We start from the raw sequence: 18,092 nt of genomic DNA on the forward strand, positions 1-18,092 counted from the left end.
TGAGGGATCTCCATTTCCGGTTTTCCGGGGTCAGGCCCGCTCGACCAGTTCGAGCGCCTGGGCGGGGGTCGGTGCGTGGGGGCGTTCGGCGAACGGCACGAACGGCAGCGGGGTCTCCTCGCCGAGGAAGACGCGCCGGACCACGCGCTCGGCGGCCCGCCCGTCGTCGAACTCGCAGAAGCGGAGCCGGAAGGCGGCGCGGCGTTCGGCCGCCTCGCTGCCGCTGTACTCGCCGGAGCCGAGCAGACCGATCAGCGCGGCCTGCGAGGTGGCCACCGAACCCGGCGGCTCCTGGAGCAGGTTGAAGTAGGTGCCCCGCACCGCCGAGTAGATGTCCCAGTCGGGGGCGTAGATGATGATGGGCCGGTCCAGGACGGCGTAGTCGAACATCGCGGACGAGTAGTCCGTGATCAGCGCGTCCGCGGCCAGGTACAGCTCCTCGACCCGCGCGTGGCCCGAGACGTCGACGATACGGCCGCTGCGGCGCAGCTCCGCGGTGTGCGCGGAGCTGCCGTAGAAGTAGTGGCCGCGGACCAGCAGCGTGACGTCGGGGCCGAGTTCGTCCGCGAGGCGCGCGAGGTCGAGGCTCGGCCGGAAGCCGGGCTGGTACTCGCGGTGGGTCGGCATGTACAGGAAGGCCTTGGTGCCGTCCGCCAGACCGAGCGCGGCGCGGGCCCGGCGCACGTCCTCGGAGGTGGCGTTCACGAGGACGTCGTTGCGCGGGTAGCCGGTCTCCAGGGAGACGTACGAGCACGGGTAGACCCGCTCCCACACGGTCGTCGAGAACCGGTTGGAGCTGAGGCTGAAGTCCCAGCGGTCGCAGCGCTCGAGCAGCTTCTCGAAGTCCATGTCCGTCGACGCGGGGTACTTGCGCTGGTCGAGGCCCATGGTCTTGAGCGGCGTGCCGTGGTGGGTCTGCAGATGGATCTGGCCCTCGCGCTTGACCACGGCGTCGGCGAAGTTGACGTTGTTGACGAGGTACTTGGCGCGGGCGAGGGCCGCCCAGTACTCGCGCGAGCCCACACGGACGTACTCCACGCCCTTGGGCACCTGGTCCACCGCGTCGGGGCGCACGGCCCACACGCGGCGGACGTGCGGGGCGAGCCGGGCCAGCTCGGCGTCGATGGCCGCGGGGTTGCAGGAGACGCTGCGGCTCCAGTAGGCGGAGAACAGCGCCAGGTTCTCGTCGAGCGGCAGCCGCAGCTGGGACTGGTAGAAGACGCCCATCGCGCTGCGCTTGGACTTGTTGATCGCGGTGCGGGTGCGGCTCTTGACCGCCTTGCGGAGCTTGACCGCGGTGGTGGCGCTGGCCATCGTCGTGTACGCGTCCCGCTCCAGCATGGCGTACTTGTGGCCACGGCCCCCCGCGGGGCGCTGGAAGCCCTCGGGCAGGCGGGCGCGGTAGTCGGCGGAGGCCTTGTGGAAGAACTCGGCGCGCGCGTTCTGCGGCAGGCGGTCGGGGCGGTCCAGGACGGTCAGGTAGTGGTCGACCATCTTCCGGAACAGCGGTCCGCGCCAGATGTCGAGTCCGGGGTGGGCGTCGACGAAGTCGAAGACGCGGCGGTACTGGTCGAAGACGTCGAAGTGCTTGCGGCTGACCGTCTTGAGGATGTTCCCGCCCTCGCGGCGCTGGCGGTACAGCACGCAGACGCGGTCCAGCAGCGCTATTCGCTCGGCGCTGATCAGTGAGCAGAACGTCCAGGGGGCGTCCTCGTAGTACCCCGGAGGGAAGGTCAGGCCCTGGCGGGCGACGAAGTCGCGGCGGTAGGCCTTGTTCCAGACGATCTGCAGCAGCTCCAGCAGCTGCGGCCGGTCCGCGAGCGAGAAGACGTCCGGGCCCTCGCCGCGCAGCAGGTCCGCCCGCTGGTTGGGCCGTACGCGCCCGTCCCAGTAGGTACGGGCGTAGTCGTAGACGAGGATCTCCGGGTCGCCGGTGGCGTCGAGGCGGTCGGCTATCGCCTTGAGCGCACCGTCGGACAGGGTGTCGTCACTGTCCAGGAACAGTACGTAGTCGCCCGTCGCCTTCTCGAGGCCGGCGTTGCGTGCGCGGCCCAGGCCCACGTTCTCCGTGAGGTGTATCACGTGAACGCGTTCGTCGCGCTCCGCGTACTCGTCGAAGATCGCCCCCGAAGCGTCCGGCGAGCAGTCGTCGACCGCGATCACCTCGAAGTCGGTGAAGTCCTGCCCCAGCACCGAGTCCAGGCACTCGGCGAGGTAGCCCTGCACCTTGTAGGCCGGTATGACGAGAGAGAGTCGAGGCATCCTTAACAAACCTGTTCCAAGAGCTGATCGCGGGGGCGTGAGCTGGGAGCAGACCTGCGTCGTCCGCCAATGGACCCCGAGCACGCCGCCGCCTTAGCGTAAGGGATTCACTTGAAGTTTCCGCGAGACAGGTAGAGAGACGGTTACAGGACCGCAGCTCAACTCGGGTGTCCTCTACCCTGATGCGCAGCAGGGTCCGAAATGTCCGACTCGATTTTCCTCGGCTCATGGATGAGTCTGCTCTTCCGGAGTCTTCCTGAGTCTTCCGGAAGACGATGACCTTGGAGGCATGAGGATGAGCTGGCTGGTCACGGGCGGAGCCGGGTACATCGGGGCGCACGTGGTGCGCGCCATGACCGAGGGCGGCGAGCACGTGGTCGTGTACGACGACCTCTCCACGGGCAACGCCGAGAAGGTGCCCGCCGGTGTGCCCCTGGTCGTCGGCAGCGTGCTGGACAGGCCTCTGCTGGAGCAGACGCTTCGTGACCATGATGTGACCGGTGTGGTGCACATCGCAGCCAAGAAGCAGGTGGGGGAGTCGGTCGAGCAGCCGCTCCACTACTACCGGGAGAACGTCACCGGCCTGCAGACCCTCCTGGAGGCGATGGCGGCCACCGGCGTCACCGACCTCGTCTTCTCGTCCTCCGCCGCCGTCTACGGCATGCCCGATGTGGCTCTTGTCACGGAGGACACCCCCTGCGCGCCCATGAGCCCCTACGGCGAGACCAAGCTGATCGGGGAGTGGCTGATCAGCGCGGCTGCCCGCGCCCACGGCCTGCGTGCCGCGTCCCTGCGCTACTTCAACGTGGCCGGAGCCGCCGCTCCCGAGCTGGCCGACACGGGTGTCTTCAATCTCATCCCCATGGTGTTCGAGCGGCTGGAGGCGGGGGAGGCCCCGCGGGTCTTCGGTGACGACTACGCCACCCCGGACGGCACCTGCATCCGTGACTACATTCACGTCCAGGACATCGCCTCCGCGCACGTGGCCGCCGCGCAGCGCCTCCAGCAGGCCGAGGCCGGGACCTCGCTGACCCTCAACATCGGGCGCGGCGAGGGCAGTTCGGTCCAGGAGATGGTGGAGCGGATCCTCAAGGTCACGGGCAACGAGCACGTGACGCCCGAGGTGACCGCCCGGCGCCCCGGCGACCCGGCCCGCGTGGTCGCGTCGGCGGGCCGCATCCGCGAGGAACTGGGCTGGACGGCCCGTCACGGCCTGGACGAGATGATCGAGTCCGCCTGGCAGGGCTGGCGCCACCAGCGCGCCTGAGCACCCCGAGATTCCGGGCCGGCCGCCCGTCGGCCCGGAACCTGCTGATCAGGCCTTCAGTTCCGCCCTGTCGCCCATCACCACGACCGGGTGCTGTGCGGGATCGAGCGTCCGCAGCAGGTACCGCATCGCCGCCTTGGACTGGCTCACGCACGCCGACGTGCCGCTGCCGTGGTCCATGTGCAGCCAGATGCTGCCGCCCTTGGACTGCCCCTGCGGCCGGGTCGGGTCACTGGGCGAGGTGCCCTTGACCCGGTTGTAGTCGATGGCGATGACGTAGTCGAAGTCGTGCCGGTACGGCTCCTTCCAGTAGCTCGGGGTCTGGAAGGCCTGCGACCGGGTGTACGGCAGCTTGGTGCCCGGCGCGTCGAGCACACCGCCCGCGTCGCTCAGCGTGAAGACCCCCACCGGGCTGCGCCGGTCCCCTTCGTGATGGTCCGTCGTCCAGCCCTTGCGCCCGTTGTGCGCCGTCCAGGACCGCTCCCGCTTCCAGAGGGAGCCCTGCTTGGTGAAGAGCACCACCGTGGAGTCGGGGGAGTTCCGGCCGGCGCCGTACACGGTGACCACCTGGCGGGAGTCGGCCGGTATCTGCTGCCACAGCCGGTTCCCGACGCCGGGTATGCGCTTCAGGGCCGCGTTCCGTGGCCGCGCGTCATCCCCCCGGCCGTGCGCGGCGTGCCTCTTGTGGCCCGAACCACCGCACGCCGCAAGGGACATCACCAACAACGCGCCGCAGGCCGCAGCCAGGGCCGCCCGTGTCGAACCGCCTTTTCGCATGGGCTCCATGGTCGCAGACGGCGCCGCACAGGCGGCTGGTGCCCCGGCGCCCTCAGACCAGTACGTCCTTGTAATAGATGCTGGCCAGCTTGCTCTTGTCCGTGCTGGAGACGTAGGAGGCCCAGCCGCTGCACAGGCGCACCGCCTGGGGGTTGGCCGGGTCGGGGATCTGGATCGCCATGCCCTCGGGTTCGCGGTAGAGCAGGCTCTGTCCGGCCTTGGTGAGCTTCTGCTCCACGAGGGCGCCGGTGTTCCAGTCCACCGTGGTGATGAAGGTGTTGCCGTCCGGCGACGTCGAGCCGTTCGAGCCGTACGCGGAGCCGGCCAGCAGGTAGAGGTAGCTGCCGTAGCTCGCGAAGCCCTGGAAGACGTCGGTGTAGCCGGGCTGGAGGTCGGCGGGCTGGGCCACGTCGGCGAGCGGGGTGCGGCCCCCCGACTTGAAGGCGGCGAGGTCGTACAGGCGGTACCGGAACGCGCCGCTGACCCGGCAGCGGACCGCGAGACGGTTGTTGACCGGGTCGATGGTGCAGGTGGTGCGGTCGACGCCGCTTTCGAGCGTGTACTGGGTGAGCGCCGGCGAGTCCGCGGTGAGGACGGTGCCGTTGGCGAACTTGAACCGGGCGAGCCGGTCTCCCCATCCGGTGTAGGTGACGCCGTCCGGGTTGAGGGTGCGGATGTTGTGCGTCTCGGTCCACAGATAGCTGCCGGAACTGGTGGTTTCGACGCCGATCTGCACACCGTGCCCGAATCCGCGCAGATACATGGTGCCGAGAATGCGCCCGGAGGTGTCCAGGCGGGTCAGGCACAGGTCGCCGTTGGCTTCGCGGTCGTCGCCGGAGTACGTCTGGGTCTCGCCCGGCAACTGCAGCCCGTCGTCGACGAGTTGCACGGTGAACAGGTGCCCGCGCGTGTTGTCGAAGGCGAAGGACTGCAGCACGCGCGTGCCGCTCAGCTGGAACTCGCGCAGCAGCGCGGTGGAGCCGGCGGTCAGGTCGAACCGCTTGCTCGCCGCTATCGAGCCGGGAGTGGCGTCGTTCCGTGCGGCGCCACGGGAGCGGGCGATCGCTGCACTTGCGCCGACAGCGACCGCCGGAACCGCCGCCGCGCCGATGACTGCTCCCGCCATGCGCAGCATGCGTCTGCGATCGAGCATGGTGATCGAAGCCCCCTTGAGAAAAAGAAAAAAGCGCCAACGTCTGTGCCTATGGCGCGCACATCGCACATGAGGACATGCGGGTGCCAAGGGGAGCTGGCTGAGCCGTTGGCCGGTCATTAAAGCACCTGCCAAACGATCACGGTAGAGACGCCGGAACAAAGCATTCCGTTGGCCACGCAGACGCAAAATCTTCGCCAAGGCGTCGGTCGAATTTGAGCCATCGGGGCCCGATTTTCCGCAAATGGCGTGATCAAGAATGTGGTTAGTTTCCGCCCTGCGTGTTCGCCGTGTGTTGGCTTTGTGTTGCCTCGCGCGCCGTGAGCCCGCTCTTTTTGACCGTTTGTGGTCGATATTCGGCCAGAGGGGTGGGGGTCGTGATGCGTGCGTCGTTGAGACGCGGCTTCGTCGTGGCTGTCTCCAGTGCGTTGTTGTCCGGTCTGGTGTCCGCACCGGCGTTCGCCGCGGCTGTTGCCGTGGCCAAGCCGAAGGACACGACCGTCAACGTTCCGGCGCGCAAGGGCGACAAGGTGCCCAGGCAACAGGCGGAGCCGACGATGACCAGAGCGCCACGGGTGACCTGGCCGAAGGGGGTGCGGGCCAGGGTCGACCTTTCGACCGCCGGGCCCGGACACGCCCTGGCCGTGTCCCCGTCGGGCACGGTCGTCGATGCCGGCTCCGGCAGCGCCGCGGCCAAGTCCGCCGTGGTGTCGGTCCGTACGCCGTCGGCCGCGCAGATCCGGGCCGCGGGACTGCCCCCGCAGTCCGCGTTCGCGCTCGGCCAGAAGACCGCCGAGGACGCCATCACCGGGGGCAAGGACCTCGGTCTGGCCCCGTCCGCCGGCACTCCCGACGACGTCGACGTCCAGGTTCTCGACCGCTCGAAGATCAAGTCGATCGGCGGCGTCGGCATGGCGCTGCGCCTGACCCGCAAGGACGACAAGCCCGTCCCCGGACCGGTCGGCGTCACCATCGACTACAACGCCTTCAAGTACGCCTACGGCGGCGACTTCGCCTCCCGGCTGCGCCTCGTGCAGATGCCCGCGTGCGCGCTCACCACGCCGCACAAGCGCGGCTGCTCGCCGGACAGCCGTCGCTACCTGCCGGTCCACAACGACGTGAAGACGGGCAGGCTGACGGCCACGGTCTACGCCGACGCGGACCCCGCCACGGCCACCCCGAAGCCGGGCACCGCCATGATGTCCGCGGCCACCACCTCCACGGTGACGGCGGTGACGACCAGTTCCTCCTCGAACGCCGGTGACTACCGCGCGTCGACGCTCAGCCCGACCGGCAAGTGGGACGTGTCGACCGGCTCCGGCGCGTTCACCTACAACCTGCCGATCACCCTGCCCAAGGCCCCCTTCGGCACGACGCCCGAACTGTCGCTGTCGTACAACTCCCAGTCCGTCGACGGCCGTACCTCGGCGTCGAACAACCAGGCCTCCTGGGCCGGTATGGGCTGGGACCTGAACGTCGGCTACATCGAGCGGAAGTACAAGAACTGCTCGACGGACGTCAACAACACGGTGGGCGACCTGTGCTGGCAGTCGCCGAACTACACCAACGAGAAGGACGGCGCCGAGTACACCATCAGCCTCAACGGCGTCGACTCGGCACTCGTCCAGGACGGCAACGGCACCGGTTCGTACCACGTCCAGGACGACCCGGGCTGGCGCGTGCAGCACCTGTGGAACGGCCACGGCGCCGACGACGAGTACTGGGTGATCTCCACCCAGGACGGCATGCGCTACTACTTCGGCTGGGGCCGCAGCGAGCGCGACGGCTCGATCACCCACTCCGTCGAGACCGTCCCGGTGGCCGGTGACGACGTCGGCGAGCCGTGCCACGACCAGTTCCCGGAGCCCTGCACCCAGGCCTGGCGCTGGAACCTGGACCGTGTCGTGGACCCCAACGAGGTGGAGAACGCGTACTTCTACGAGAAGGACACGAACTACTACCGCTCGGTCATCAACGCCGACAAGGCACGGGTGTACGACCGGGCCGCCTACCTGACGAAGATCGAGTACGGCTGGGCCGCCCAGATCCCCGGTGCGCTGCTCCCTGCCAAGGTTGAACTGCGGCATGTCGGCCGCTGCGTGGAGCGGATGAGTTACGCCGATCCGCTGGGCAAGGACAAGGACATCCCGGACTGCCCGGGCATCTCCTCCAACCCCAGCTCCTACCCCGACGTGCCGACCGACCTGATGTGCGACGGCACCTCCGCGGACAACTACTGCGAGGGCAAGACGTACTACCCCACGTTCTTCAGCACCGACATGCTGTGGGACATCAAGACCTACGTCAGCAACGACGGCGGTACGACGTGGGACAAGGCCATGCAGTACCAGATGAAGTACGGCCTGCCGGACCCCAGCGGCGGCGTCGGCAAGACGCTCTGGCTCGACTACGTGCAGCGCCAGGGCTACGGCGACGGCCCCGACCTGCGCCTGCCGGTCATCAACTTCAACGGTGACTGGCTGGACAACCAGGTCGGCTCGGCCCTCCTCAACTTCCGCCGGGTCACGAAGATCTACGGCGACCTCGGCGCGGTGACCAGCGTCAGCTACGGCCAGCCGGACGCCTGCGACATCAACAACCCGCCCACCGAGTCCTCCAACACCCAGGACTGTTTCTGGCAGAAGTGGACGCCCGAGGGCGAGACGACCGCGCACACGGGCTGGTTCAAGAAGTACCTCGTCACCCAGGTCGACGAGGACCCGGGTGTGGGCAAGGGCGCCAACAGTGACGGCGACCCGGTCATGACGACGCGGTACGAGTACCACGGCGGCGCGGGCTGGCGGTTCACCAACGACCCGCTGACCCCGGACTCCGACGAGACCTGGTCCGACTGGCGCGGCTACCAGCAGGTCGAGGTCTTCACCGGCACCAAGAGCAACGCGGCCTCCACCTACTACTGGCTCTACCGGGGCCTGGACGGCGACCGCACCTCCAAGACGGACTCCTCCCTCACCCGCAGTGTCTCGGTCACCGACGGCTTCGGCCATCCCTCGCCCGACTCTCCGTGGCTGGCCGGCAAGACCCTGGAGTACTCCAAGCGCGACGGCGACGGCAACTCGCACCAGCGCGTCAGCAAGGACTACTGGGTCCACGTCACCGCCCACTACGACGGCCTGCCCGACGCCCGCTTCGTCCGCGACAGCCAGACCACGACCGACGACCTGATCTCAGGCGGGGCCTGGCGCGAGCACGTGGTCAAGGACGAGTACGACGACAACGTGGCCACCAGCACCACCTACGGCCTGCCCCTGCGTACCAACGACTGGGGCCTGGTCAAGACCGGCGACAACCGCTGCACCACCTACGGCCGCGCGTACAACACGTCGAACTTCCCGAACTCCGACGTCAAGCGCTGGATGGTCTTCGAGGACGAAAGAAGGCACTACGGCGCCGACTGCGCGACCAAGACCGATGCCGACCAGGACGCCTACACGGTGACCCTGTACGACGGGGCCACGTCGCTCGCGGAGAACGACACCAAGCTGGTGGACGGCAACGCGACGGAGAAGATCCAGTACACCGACGCCGATCCGGCGAACGCGCGCACGGCCTGGACCGACTACGACGGCGCGGGCCGTGCCATCGCGGTCTACGACGGCAAGCGGCAGAAGACCACGACGGACTACTCCCCGGTCACGACCTGGCCCACGAACGGCGTCACGGTGACCACCCCCGACCCGGACGGCCCGGACAAGCCGGGCACCGCGATGTCGACCACGACCTGGTACTCGCGGCTGTGGGGTACGCCGTACCGGATCCTCGATGCCAACGGCCACACCACGCGGCTCGTGCACGACTCGGTGGGCCGCTACGTCCAGATCTTCAAGCCGACCGAGATCAGCAACTACCCCACCGGCGACCCGTCCATGCAGTTCGCCTACGTCACGCCGACCACGACCAACAGTGACGGCGTGCCCGACACGGTGAACGGTCCGTCCGAGGTGACCACCGGAGTGCTGCAATCGGGCACCACGTACGTCAGTTCCTACGAGTTCCTCGACGGCTTGGGCCGCGCCCGCGAGACCCAGTCGCCGGCGCCGGACCGCACCGGCCGTGACGTGGTCTCCACCCGGTACGACACGTCGGGCAACGTGACGGGCACCTCCGCGGCGTTCTACAACTCCACCGGGGCGGGCACGGGCATGGTGCTGCCGACGGTTGCGGACCTGCCCTCCTACACCGACCTGCTGATCGACTGGGCGAACCGCACAACGGGATCGCAGGTCCTCGCGACCGGGAAGCTGCAGCCGAACAGCAACACCCGCACCTACTACTACGGCGACTACACCACCACGGTCCCCGCCACCGGTGAGCGCACCGACACCTACACGGACGTCTTCGGACAGACCACGAAGATCGTCCAGTACGGCCCGAGTGGAGCGATCACCACGTCGTACACGTACACGCGCAGCGGCAAGCTGAAGACGATCACGGACACCAAGGGCAACGTCACCACCTACGGCTACAACTGGGCCGGTGACCGGACCTCGACAAACGACCCCGACACCGGATCGTCCTCGACCCAGTACGACGTGAACGGCAAGCCGAGCACCACCGTCGACAACGGCACGACGCTGACGTACACGTACGACAACCTCCAGCGTCAGAAGACGGTCTCGCAGGGCAGCACCCTCCTGTCGCAGTGGGACTACGACACCGCCACCGGCGGTGCGGGCCAGGTGGCCGCCTCGACGACGTACGTGAACAGCAAGGCGTACACCGCGGCGATCGACAGTTACGACGAACGCGGTCGCGTGACGAGCAAGACGTACACCATCCCGGACGACGGCTCCGGCCTCGCCGGCACCTACAAGTACGGTTACGGCTACGACCTCGCCGACCACATGACGTCGGTCAGCTACCCCAAGGTCGGTGATCTCGCGGTCGGCCAGCTGCCCGCGGAGACGGTCACCACCGCCTACACCGACCAGGGCCTGCCGTCCCAGGTCTCCTCGTCGCTGGCCACCTACCAGTCGAACATCGGCTTCGACCGCCAAGGCCGCCTCAACGCCCGCGTGTACGGCACGAGCGGTGGTACGGACGCCACGGCGAACCGCGCCTACACCTACGACGACGGCAACGGCAGCGGCGCACTGTCCAACATCACGACCACGGTGACCGCGGGCACCACCACGACCGCGCAGGACGACACCTACATGCGCGATCTCGGCGGCCAGATCACCGGGGTCACGGACGCCGTGGCCAAGCAGAGCGAGTGCTTCACATACGACGAGCTGAACCGGCTCACCCGTGCGTGGACCACCGAAGCCACTGGCGGTTGTTCGGGCGCGGCCACGCCGGACCTGAGCAGCAGCCTCGACCCGTACGACCAGTCGTACACCTACGACGACCTCGGCAACATCCAGTCCGTCAAGGACAGCACCGCCACCGGAACCACGACCAAGGACTACCACTATCCCGTCACCAGCACGGACCCGACGTCGTGCCCGTCGACGCATCTGCACCCGCACGCGGTCATCCAGGCCGGCGCCGACTCGTTCGGTTACAACTGCGCCGGTCAGATGAACACCCGCACCGTCGGCAACGTGACGTCCTCGATCGAGTGGAACCCACAGGACCGCGTCAACAAGATCACGCAGCACAAGTCCGGGGGCGATGAGGTGTCGACTTATGTGTACGACACCGACGGCAACGTCCTCCTGCGGACCTCCAAGAGCGAAAACGTGCTCTACCTCGAGGGTCAGGAACTGCACAAGGGCAACGGCACCGGCGAGGGGGTCAAGGCGACGCGCCTGTACAGCGTCGCCGGCACCACCGTCGCCATGCGCCAGGGTGACACCTCGACGAACGGCAAGCTGACCTGGCTCATGGACGACACGCAGGCGTCCACGGCACTGATGATCGGCATGGGCGGAGCGATCATCCGTCGCCGCTACACCCCGTTCGGCAAGCAGCGCAACGTCGGCGGCAACCTGCCGGCCGGCCTCGACCGGGGCTTCCTCGGCAAGCCGGAGGACGACAGCACGTCTCTGTCCATCCTCGGGGCGCGCATGTACGACCCGTCACTCGGCCGATTCGCCAGCCCCGATGAGCTGACACAGCCGTACAAGCCGCAGATCCTGAATTCCTACAGCTATTCAGGGAACGACCCCGTCAACTTCACGGACCCTTCCGGGTTGATCAGGGTGAATGAGGACGGAACCCAGTGCCGCGGCGGGTGGCAGGAGTGCGGCCCGGGTCCGAGCACGCCGACTGTCACCGGAAGCGGATCCGACACCACGAGCGACCACAAGAACACGGGGGCCTACGGCTCGCTGAAGGACTCCAGAGGGTTCAACGACTATCTGAACCTCGGTCGGCTCAAATATTTCGTCATCCCCACGCTCTACGGCATGGGATGGAATGTGGCGGCGGACCTGACCAAGCACTATGTCAAGGGCTCGGGCAAGGACTATGAGCTGAACGACGAAACCATGAGGTTCCTGCTGAGGAGCGAGACAACCTCAGGGAAGATCGTCAACAAGGCCCTCGATGAGCTGGTGGGTAAGATCTCCGAACTGCCTGCCGGTAGGGAATACCGCGTGGACAGCAAATGGAAGGACTCTGTCGTTCCGAAGTCGGATAGTATGGACCTTTATCTGGCATTGCGCGGTTATCAGTTCAGGATCACTGGTACGGGCCAGCGCACGGTCGGCCGGGGCGGAAAATCGACTACTACCATCGATTACTCGGTCGAGTTCAGGAAGGACTACAACTTCGACTACGGCGAGAAAATCTTCGGAGGCGCCACCAATCTGGGTGACTTTGCCCGGCTTCACGATGTCGGGCTGTCCCGCGAGTTTGTAGTCAGGGGAACAACCGATTTCGCCATGAGTTACATATCGAAGGACTGACCTTTCGGTGCTCCGATTGAGCTCGTGTGATCGGTGATCTTCTAGCCCTGTGGCCGCTCGCGCGGCCACAGGGCTAGGAATCGTATGAGAAAGGGCAATTTGCGGTGCAATCTGCGGCTCGGGGTAGAGCTCACCTCGCCATTTTGTGTGGCGCGATCTTCCTGGCCTTGGGCTACGTACTGGTCTTCGGCCCTCATCTGCCGTCTTGGGGTGGAGCCGAGGAGGGGTGCGGGAAGGCTAGCCGCAGTGGCGCAGCCGGGGTTGCCCGGTCATGGCGGGTGACGCTGCCCGCGGAAGCGGACGAGGTGTATCACTGCGCGGACGGGTCAGGCGGAGGGGGCGCAGGTATAGCGCACTTCCTCTTTGTCATTCCCGGGCGCCGTGTCGATTCCTATTTCCAGTCGACCGGTATCAAGCCGGTGCCCGGCTACGACACCCGCAAGGGCTTCGAGGATGTTGCACGACTGGCCGGACGTGATGTCTCCAAGGTGAAGCGATACGAGGCCGGCTCGGTATCCCGTGATGGATTCAGCTACAACGTGTTCGTCGACGAGGACGCCCCGGGGTCGGCTGCTGTGTATGTGGAGGTCGTTTCGTCGGGGTGACGCCGCTGCGCTCCGGCCCGGAACGGTCCATGGACTGAAATGCGCGGGCACGCCGCGCTCCGCTTCCCGTAGATTGTGGAGGCCGAGGAGCGCGGCGCAGGAGACGTGCACGTGAAGGAGACGGACCGCAGGTGGCAAGGGCAAGGCAGGCCGTGGGCGAGGCCCGCAGGATCGTCGTCAAGGTGGGCTCCTCGTCGCTGACCACCGCCGCGGGCGGCCTGGACGCCGACCGCGTCGACGCGCTGGTCGACGTCCTCGCCAAGAGCCGCAGCGGGGGAGAGCGGGAGATCGTCCTCGTCTCCTCCGGCGCCATCGCCGCCGGCCTCGCCCCGCTGGGCCTGCGCCGCCGGCCCAAGGACCTCGCCCGACAGCAGGCCGCCGCCAGCGTCGGCCAGGGCCTGCTCGTCGCCCGCTACACCGCCTCCTTCGCCCGCTACGGCGTCCGCGTCGGGCAGGTGCTGCTCACCAGCGACGACATGAGCCGCCGCGCCCACCACCGCAACGCCTCCACCACCCTCGACAAGCTGCTCGCCATGGGCGCCTTCCCGATCGTCAACGAGAACGACACCGTTGCCACCGACGAGATCCGCTTCGGCGACAACGACCGCCTCGCCGCCCTCGTCGCCCACCTCGTCCGCGCCGACCTGCTGGTGCTCCTCTCCGACATCGACGGCGTCTACGACGGCGACCCGGGCAGGCCGGGCACCTCGCGGATAGCGGAGGTGCGGGGCCCGGAGGATCTCGCGGACGTCGAGATCGGCAGCGCGGGCAAGGCCGGCGTCGGGACCGGCGGCATGGTCACCAAGGTCGAGGCGGCCCGCATCGCCGCCGCCGCGGGCATCCCGGTGGTGCTGACCAGCGCCGTCCACGCGGCCGAGGCGCTCGGCGGCGGCGACACCGGCACCTACTTCCACCCCACCGGCAAGCGCTCCGCCGACCGGCTGCTCTGGCTCCAGCACGCGTCCACCCCGCAGGGGGCGCTGATCCTGGACGAGGGGGCGGTCGACGCCGTCGTGAAGCGCCGCACCTCGCTGCTGCCCGCCGGAATCGCCGCCGTCGAGGGCGAGTTCAGCGCCGGGGACCCGGTCGAGCTGCGCGACCCCTCGGGGCGCGCGGTGGGCCGCGGGCTCGTCAACTTCGACGCCAAGGAGATTCCCAGGCTGCTCGGGCGTTCGACCCGTGAGCTGGCCCGCGAGCTGGGGCCGGCGTACGAGCGCGAGGTCGTACACAGGGACGACCTGGTGCTCCTGCACGCGTAAACCGGGGTGCCGTGAACGCCTCCGGTGGGGGACGTTCCGTAAAACCGCCCCGCAGAGCGATACGGCCTGCTCAACTTTGTGTCGGAGGCATGTTTCCGAGCGCTGCGTGAAGGAGGCCGTCGTGAGACGAGCGCGCCCTGGGGTGGCATCCCGCGGTGCTCTGACGAGCGTCGCGGCCGGGGGCACCTACGAGGAGCCCAAGGACCTGCCCCGGCTGTGGCATGTCACCCTCAGCGTCCGCGGGGAGAAGGTGCCCGTGCAGGAACTGCGGCGGGCCCTGGAACAGCTCGCCCACGACCACCCTTTCCTGCTGACCAGCAGATACGCCGGCGACCACGCGGAGATCCGATATTGGGAGGAGGCCCGCGACCTGCACGACGCGGCGGCCGTCGCGCTGCGCCTGTGGGGCGAGCACCGGCAGAGCGCCGGGCTGCCGCCCTGGGAGATCGTCGGCCTGGAGGTCATCGACCGCGAGACCTACCACCAGCGCATCGCCGAGGGGTACGGCCCGGCACCCGCCACGCCCGTCGGCGTACACCCGTTCTAGTGCGGGCGGGCTTCATCCCTTTTGGGCCGTCTCGGGGTGTGAAACGGCCGCTGAAGGGGCCCCTGCCGCGCACTACCCTTCCCTCATGACCACGCTCTCCCCGTACGACTCGATGTCCCCGGTCACCCAGGCCGCCTACCGCGCCAAGTCCGCCGCCGCCGACCTCGCGCCGCTCCCGCGCTCCGTGAAGGACGACGCGCTGCTCGCCATCGCCGACGCCCTGGAGGTCCGCACCGCCGAGATCGTCGAGGCCAACGCCAAGGACGTGGCCAAGGCCCGGGAGAACGGCACCAGCGAGGCGATCGTCGACCGGCTCACCCTCACCCCCGAGCGGATCCGCGCCATCGCCTCCGACGTCCGCGACGTGGCGAAGCTGCCCGACCCGGTCGGCGAGGTCGTCCGGGGCTCCACCCTCCCCAACGGCATCGACCTGCGCCAGGTCCGCGTCCCGCTCGGCGTCGTCGGCATCATCTACGAGGCCCGCCCGAACGTCACCGTGGACGCCGCCGCGCTCTGCCTGAAGTCCGGCAACGCCGTCCTGCTGCGCGGCTCCGCCTCCGCCTACGCCTCCAACAGCGCCCTCGTCCGGGTGATCCGGGACGCCGTCGGCGGCGCCGGGCTGCCCGCCGACGCCGTCCAGCTCGTGCCCGGCGAGAGCCGTGAGAGCGTGCGCGAGCTGATGCGCGCCCGCGGCCTGGTCGACGTCCTCATCCCGCGCGGCGGCGCCTCCCTGATCCGGACCGTGGTCAACGAGTCCACCGTCCCCGTCATCGAGACCGGCACCGGCAACTGCCACGTCTACGTCGATGCCCAGGCCGACATCGACATGGCGATCGACATCCTGATCAACTCCAAGGCCCAGCGGGTCAGCGTCTGCAACGCCGCCGAGACCCTCCTCGTCCACCAGGACATCGCCCCCGAGTTCCTGCCGCGCGCCCTCCACGCCCTCGCCGAGGCCGGGGTCACCGTCCACGCCGACGAGCGGGTGCTGGCCTATGCCAAGGACTCCGAGGCCACCGTCGTCGAGGCGACCCCCGAGGACTGGGAGACCGAGTACCTCTCCTACGACATCGCCGCCGCCGTGGTCGACTCGCTGGACAAGGCCGTCGAGCACATCCGGCTGTGGACCTCCGGCCACACGGAGGCGATCGTCACCACCTCGCAGCAGGCCGCCCGCCGGTTCACCCAGCTGGTCGACTCCACCACCGTCGCCGTGAACGCCTCCACCCGTTTCACCGACGGCGGCCAGTTCGGCTTCGGCGCCGAGATCGGCATCTCCACCCAGAAGCTGCACGCCCGCGGCCCGATGGGCCTGCCGGAGCTGACCAGCACGAAGTACATCGTCACCGGCGACGGGCACGTCCGCCGCTGAGGATCCCCCGTTCGGCGGCGGCCTGACGGCGGCCGAAAGCCGTCGCAGAGCCGTCTCAGCAGGCAGACGAATTTCCATACCGTCTGCCCAAATTGACCCCCCAGGTCTACTCTGGACCCGTGCCGGAGGACGTGGGGGGCACGCCGTTCCCTGACGGCGGGGAGCCCGACGACGACCGCGACCATGGGGTGTCGGACGAAGAGTTCGCCTCCGTGGTCTTCGACGAGGCCTTCGTCAAGGCGGCCACGGTCCACGAGCCGACCGCCGTCGAACGTCTCCTGGCCGCCGCAGAGGCCAGAGCCGAGGCCTCCGAGGCGGAGGCCCGCCGCGCCCGCGCCAGACGCGAGCGCTACGAGGAGAAGTACAGCCCCGAGGGGACCGATCTCGGTCATGATCGGGACGAGGACGAACTGGACGACACCTACGTCCTCTCCGATTACCACGGCCCCTTCGGCTCCTACGGCAACAAGGTCCGCTGGCACCGCCCCGTCGCCTGGCTGCTCGCCCTCGTCATGGGCATCGGCATGGTCGCGCTGGCCTTCGCTGCGGTCTACCGGAGCGCCTCCTCCGGCACCCGCGACCGGGTGCCGCCCCCCGCCTCCACCGGCCTCGAACAGGGCGCCACATCGCCTCCCCCCTCCGCCGACGACCACTCCCGGCCGGCCGTCTCGGCCATTCCGCGCTCGCCCTGAGCGCCCCGCGTGCGCCGGGGGTGAGCGCCTGTCATGCGCGGGGTGAGAATCTGTCAGGCAGCTGGTGAGAACCTGTCAGAAGTTGTCGTGCAGACGGGCGTTTACCCGAGGCCCGCGAGACCTACTCTGAAGGTATGGGCGGGCCTGTAGACCCACCGGAGGGGACACCCGAGGGCGGCCCCGGTGGTGCGGAGGACGAGTACCGATCCGTCGTCTTCGACGAATCGTTCGTCCGTGCTGCCCGCCTCCAGGAGTACTCCGCCGAGGAGCGCATTGCCGACCACGCGCCCGCCGTGCGCCGGCGCCCGACCCTGCACCGCGGACTGGCCCGGCAGGCCGTGATCCTCCTCCTGCTGATCGCCGTCGCCTTGAGCACAGCGATCTACATGGGCATCCGCCACCCCTACGACGACCCGCAGAGCCGGCGGCCCGTCGAGTCCCTGCGGATGACCGTCATCCCGCTCGCCCCACAGGGCAAGGTGCCCGGCGCCGCCGACGCCGAGACGCTGTACGCGCACAGCCCCGCCGCCCAGTTCGAGGTCGGCGCCGAGGGAATACCGCTGCCCGCCTCGCGGGCCACCGTGCACTTCTCCGAGAGCCAGGTCGTGGCCGCCCTGACCACCACCAAGGACTACATCGTCCGTTCCTCGCTCGACCCCGAGGTGCTGACCGGCCGGCAGATCCGCCCGGCCCGCGCCCTCCTCGACTCCGACCAACTCGCCCAGTTCGACCAGAGCTTCGACCACCCGGCGGCGGACGGCCGCCATGCGCCCACCGGCTGGGTGGTCCGCCTCGACCCCTCCCGGGCACAGCTGGCCGACGACAAGATCCGCGTCCAGGGCAGCTTCCACGCCGCCGAGGCCGACTCGGCCACGCTGGAGATCACCGCCGACCACACCTTCGTCTACGCGCTGCGCCCGACCGGGGTCGCCCAGGCGCCCGTCTCCCTGTTCACCGTCCGCCGCGAGCTGACCTTCCGCTTCGACCGCGACGACCTGCGCACCCACCAGGTCCAACTGGTCACGTCCTACGTCCAGGCCGGCCCCCTGGCCTGCGCCGAGGACTCCCTCTCCTACCTCCGCCCCCTCCTGGCCGGCCAGACGGCCAGGACAGGCGGCCCCGCGGGCACCAACCCCTACGAGACGGACAGCGCAACGGCCCTGTGCGGGACGCTGGCCACTGGGGCTCAGCCGAAGATGTGAGGTGGGGCGGGGTCCGGCCGCGACTGGTCAGACTGGGTCGGTTGCTCAGCCGGAGCCCGTTTCAAGGGTGCCGTGCCCGGC

11 protein-coding genes are annotated in these 18,092 nt (G+C 68.7%); 8 read left to right on the plus strand and 3 right to left on the minus strand.

Annotation, left to right across the window (positions count from 1 at the left end; translation table 11 throughout):
* Positions 1 to 30: 30 nt before the first annotated feature.
* Complete coding sequence (locus tag ACWD3E_RS02160) at positions 31 to 2,262, minus strand: bifunctional glycosyltransferase/CDP-glycerol:glycerophosphate glycerophosphotransferase (protein WP_451385625.1); 2,232 nt, start codon at positions 2,260 to 2,262, stop codon at positions 31 to 33.
* Positions 2,263 to 2,557: 295 nt separating this feature from the next.
* Between ACWD3E_RS02160 and galE the strand changes: the two genes are divergently transcribed.
* Complete coding sequence (galE, locus tag ACWD3E_RS02165; protein ID WP_451386478.1) at positions 2,558 to 3,529, plus strand: UDP-glucose 4-epimerase GalE; 972 nt, start codon at positions 2,558 to 2,560, stop codon at positions 3,527 to 3,529.
* A 48-nt stretch (positions 3,530 to 3,577) separates the two neighbouring features.
* Here the strand turns inward: galE and ACWD3E_RS02170 are convergent, their stop codons facing one another.
* Together ACWD3E_RS02170 and ACWD3E_RS02175 are read right to left on the minus strand one after the other, a co-directional pair.
* Positions 3,578 to 4,306 (minus strand): L,D-transpeptidase family protein, encoded by a 729-nt coding sequence (locus ACWD3E_RS02170; protein WP_451385626.1) that lies wholly within the window; start codon positions 4,304 to 4,306, stop codon positions 3,578 to 3,580.
* 52 nt (positions 4,307 to 4,358) lie between these two features.
* Entirely contained in the window at positions 4,359 to 5,459 is a 1,101-nt protein-coding gene (locus ACWD3E_RS02175; RefSeq protein WP_451385627.1) for a phage baseplate protein, read from the minus strand.
* Between the two features lie 410 nt (positions 5,460 to 5,869).
* On the opposite strand from ACWD3E_RS02175, the gene ACWD3E_RS02180 reads away from it, so the two are divergent.
* The 7 genes from ACWD3E_RS02180 (at position 5,870) to ACWD3E_RS02210 (ending at position 18,011) form a co-directional block, all read left to right on the plus strand.
* Complete coding sequence (locus tag ACWD3E_RS02180; RefSeq protein ID WP_451385628.1) at positions 5,870 to 12,334, plus strand: RHS repeat-associated core domain-containing protein; 6,465 nt, start codon at positions 5,870 to 5,872, stop codon at positions 12,332 to 12,334.
* A gap of 278 nt (positions 12,335 to 12,612) precedes the next feature.
* The gene (locus tag ACWD3E_RS02185) at positions 12,613 to 12,939 is read left to right on the plus strand and encodes a hypothetical protein (protein ID WP_451385629.1); all 327 of its coding nucleotides are present in this window, start codon (positions 12,613 to 12,615) and stop codon (positions 12,937 to 12,939) included.
* 152 nt (positions 12,940 to 13,091) lie between these two features.
* Complete coding sequence (proB, locus tag ACWD3E_RS02190; RefSeq protein WP_451386479.1) at positions 13,092 to 14,198, plus strand: glutamate 5-kinase; 1,107 nt, start codon at positions 13,092 to 13,094, stop codon at positions 14,196 to 14,198.
* Positions 14,199 to 14,319: 121 nt separating this feature from the next.
* Positions 14,320 to 14,745, plus strand: a complete 426-nt coding sequence (locus tag ACWD3E_RS02195) for a hypothetical protein (RefSeq protein ID WP_451385630.1) — start codon at positions 14,320 to 14,322, stop codon at positions 14,743 to 14,745.
* An 85-nt stretch (positions 14,746 to 14,830) separates the two neighbouring features.
* Positions 14,831 to 16,117, plus strand: coding sequence for a glutamate-5-semialdehyde dehydrogenase (locus ACWD3E_RS02200; protein ID WP_451385631.1), 1,287 nt, complete (start codon positions 14,831 to 14,833; stop codon positions 16,115 to 16,117).
* A 119-nt stretch (positions 16,118 to 16,236) separates the two neighbouring features.
* Positions 16,237 to 16,809, plus strand: a complete 573-nt coding sequence (locus tag ACWD3E_RS02205; RefSeq protein ID WP_451385632.1) for an SCO2584 family spore wall biosynthesis protein — start codon at positions 16,237 to 16,239, stop codon at positions 16,807 to 16,809.
* Positions 16,810 to 16,943: 134 nt separating this feature from the next.
* Positions 16,944 to 18,011: an SCO2583 family membrane protein gene (locus ACWD3E_RS02210; protein ID WP_451385633.1), complete on the plus strand. Its 1,068-nt coding sequence runs from the start codon at positions 16,944 to 16,946 to the stop codon at positions 18,009 to 18,011.
* Positions 18,012 to 18,092 lie beyond the last annotated feature (81 nt).

The organism is Streptomyces sp. NPDC002676 (genome assembly GCF_053592455.1).

Bases quoted from the DNA above. Each gene is read 5' to 3' on its own strand.
- ACWD3E_RS02160 (WP_451385625.1), bottom strand. From the start codon at position 2,262: ATGCCTCGACTCTCTCTCGTCATACCGGCCTACAAGGTGCAGGGCTAC.
- ACWD3E_RS02210 (WP_451385633.1), top strand. From the start codon at position 16,944: ATGGGCGGGCCTGTAGACCCACCGGAGGGGACACCCGAGGGCGGCCCC.
- galE (WP_451386478.1), top strand. From the start codon at position 2,558: ATGAGCTGGCTGGTCACGGGCGGAGCCGGGTACATCGGGGCGCACGTG.
- ACWD3E_RS02200 (WP_451385631.1), top strand. From the start codon at position 14,831: ATGACCACGCTCTCCCCGTACGACTCGATGTCCCCGGTCACCCAGGCC.
- ACWD3E_RS02175 (WP_451385627.1), bottom strand. From the start codon at position 5,459: ATGCTCGATCGCAGACGCATGCTGCGCATGGCGGGAGCAGTCATCGGC.
- ACWD3E_RS02170 (WP_451385626.1), bottom strand. From the start codon at position 4,306: ATGCGAAAAGGCGGTTCGACACGGGCGGCCCTGGCTGCGGCCTGCGGC.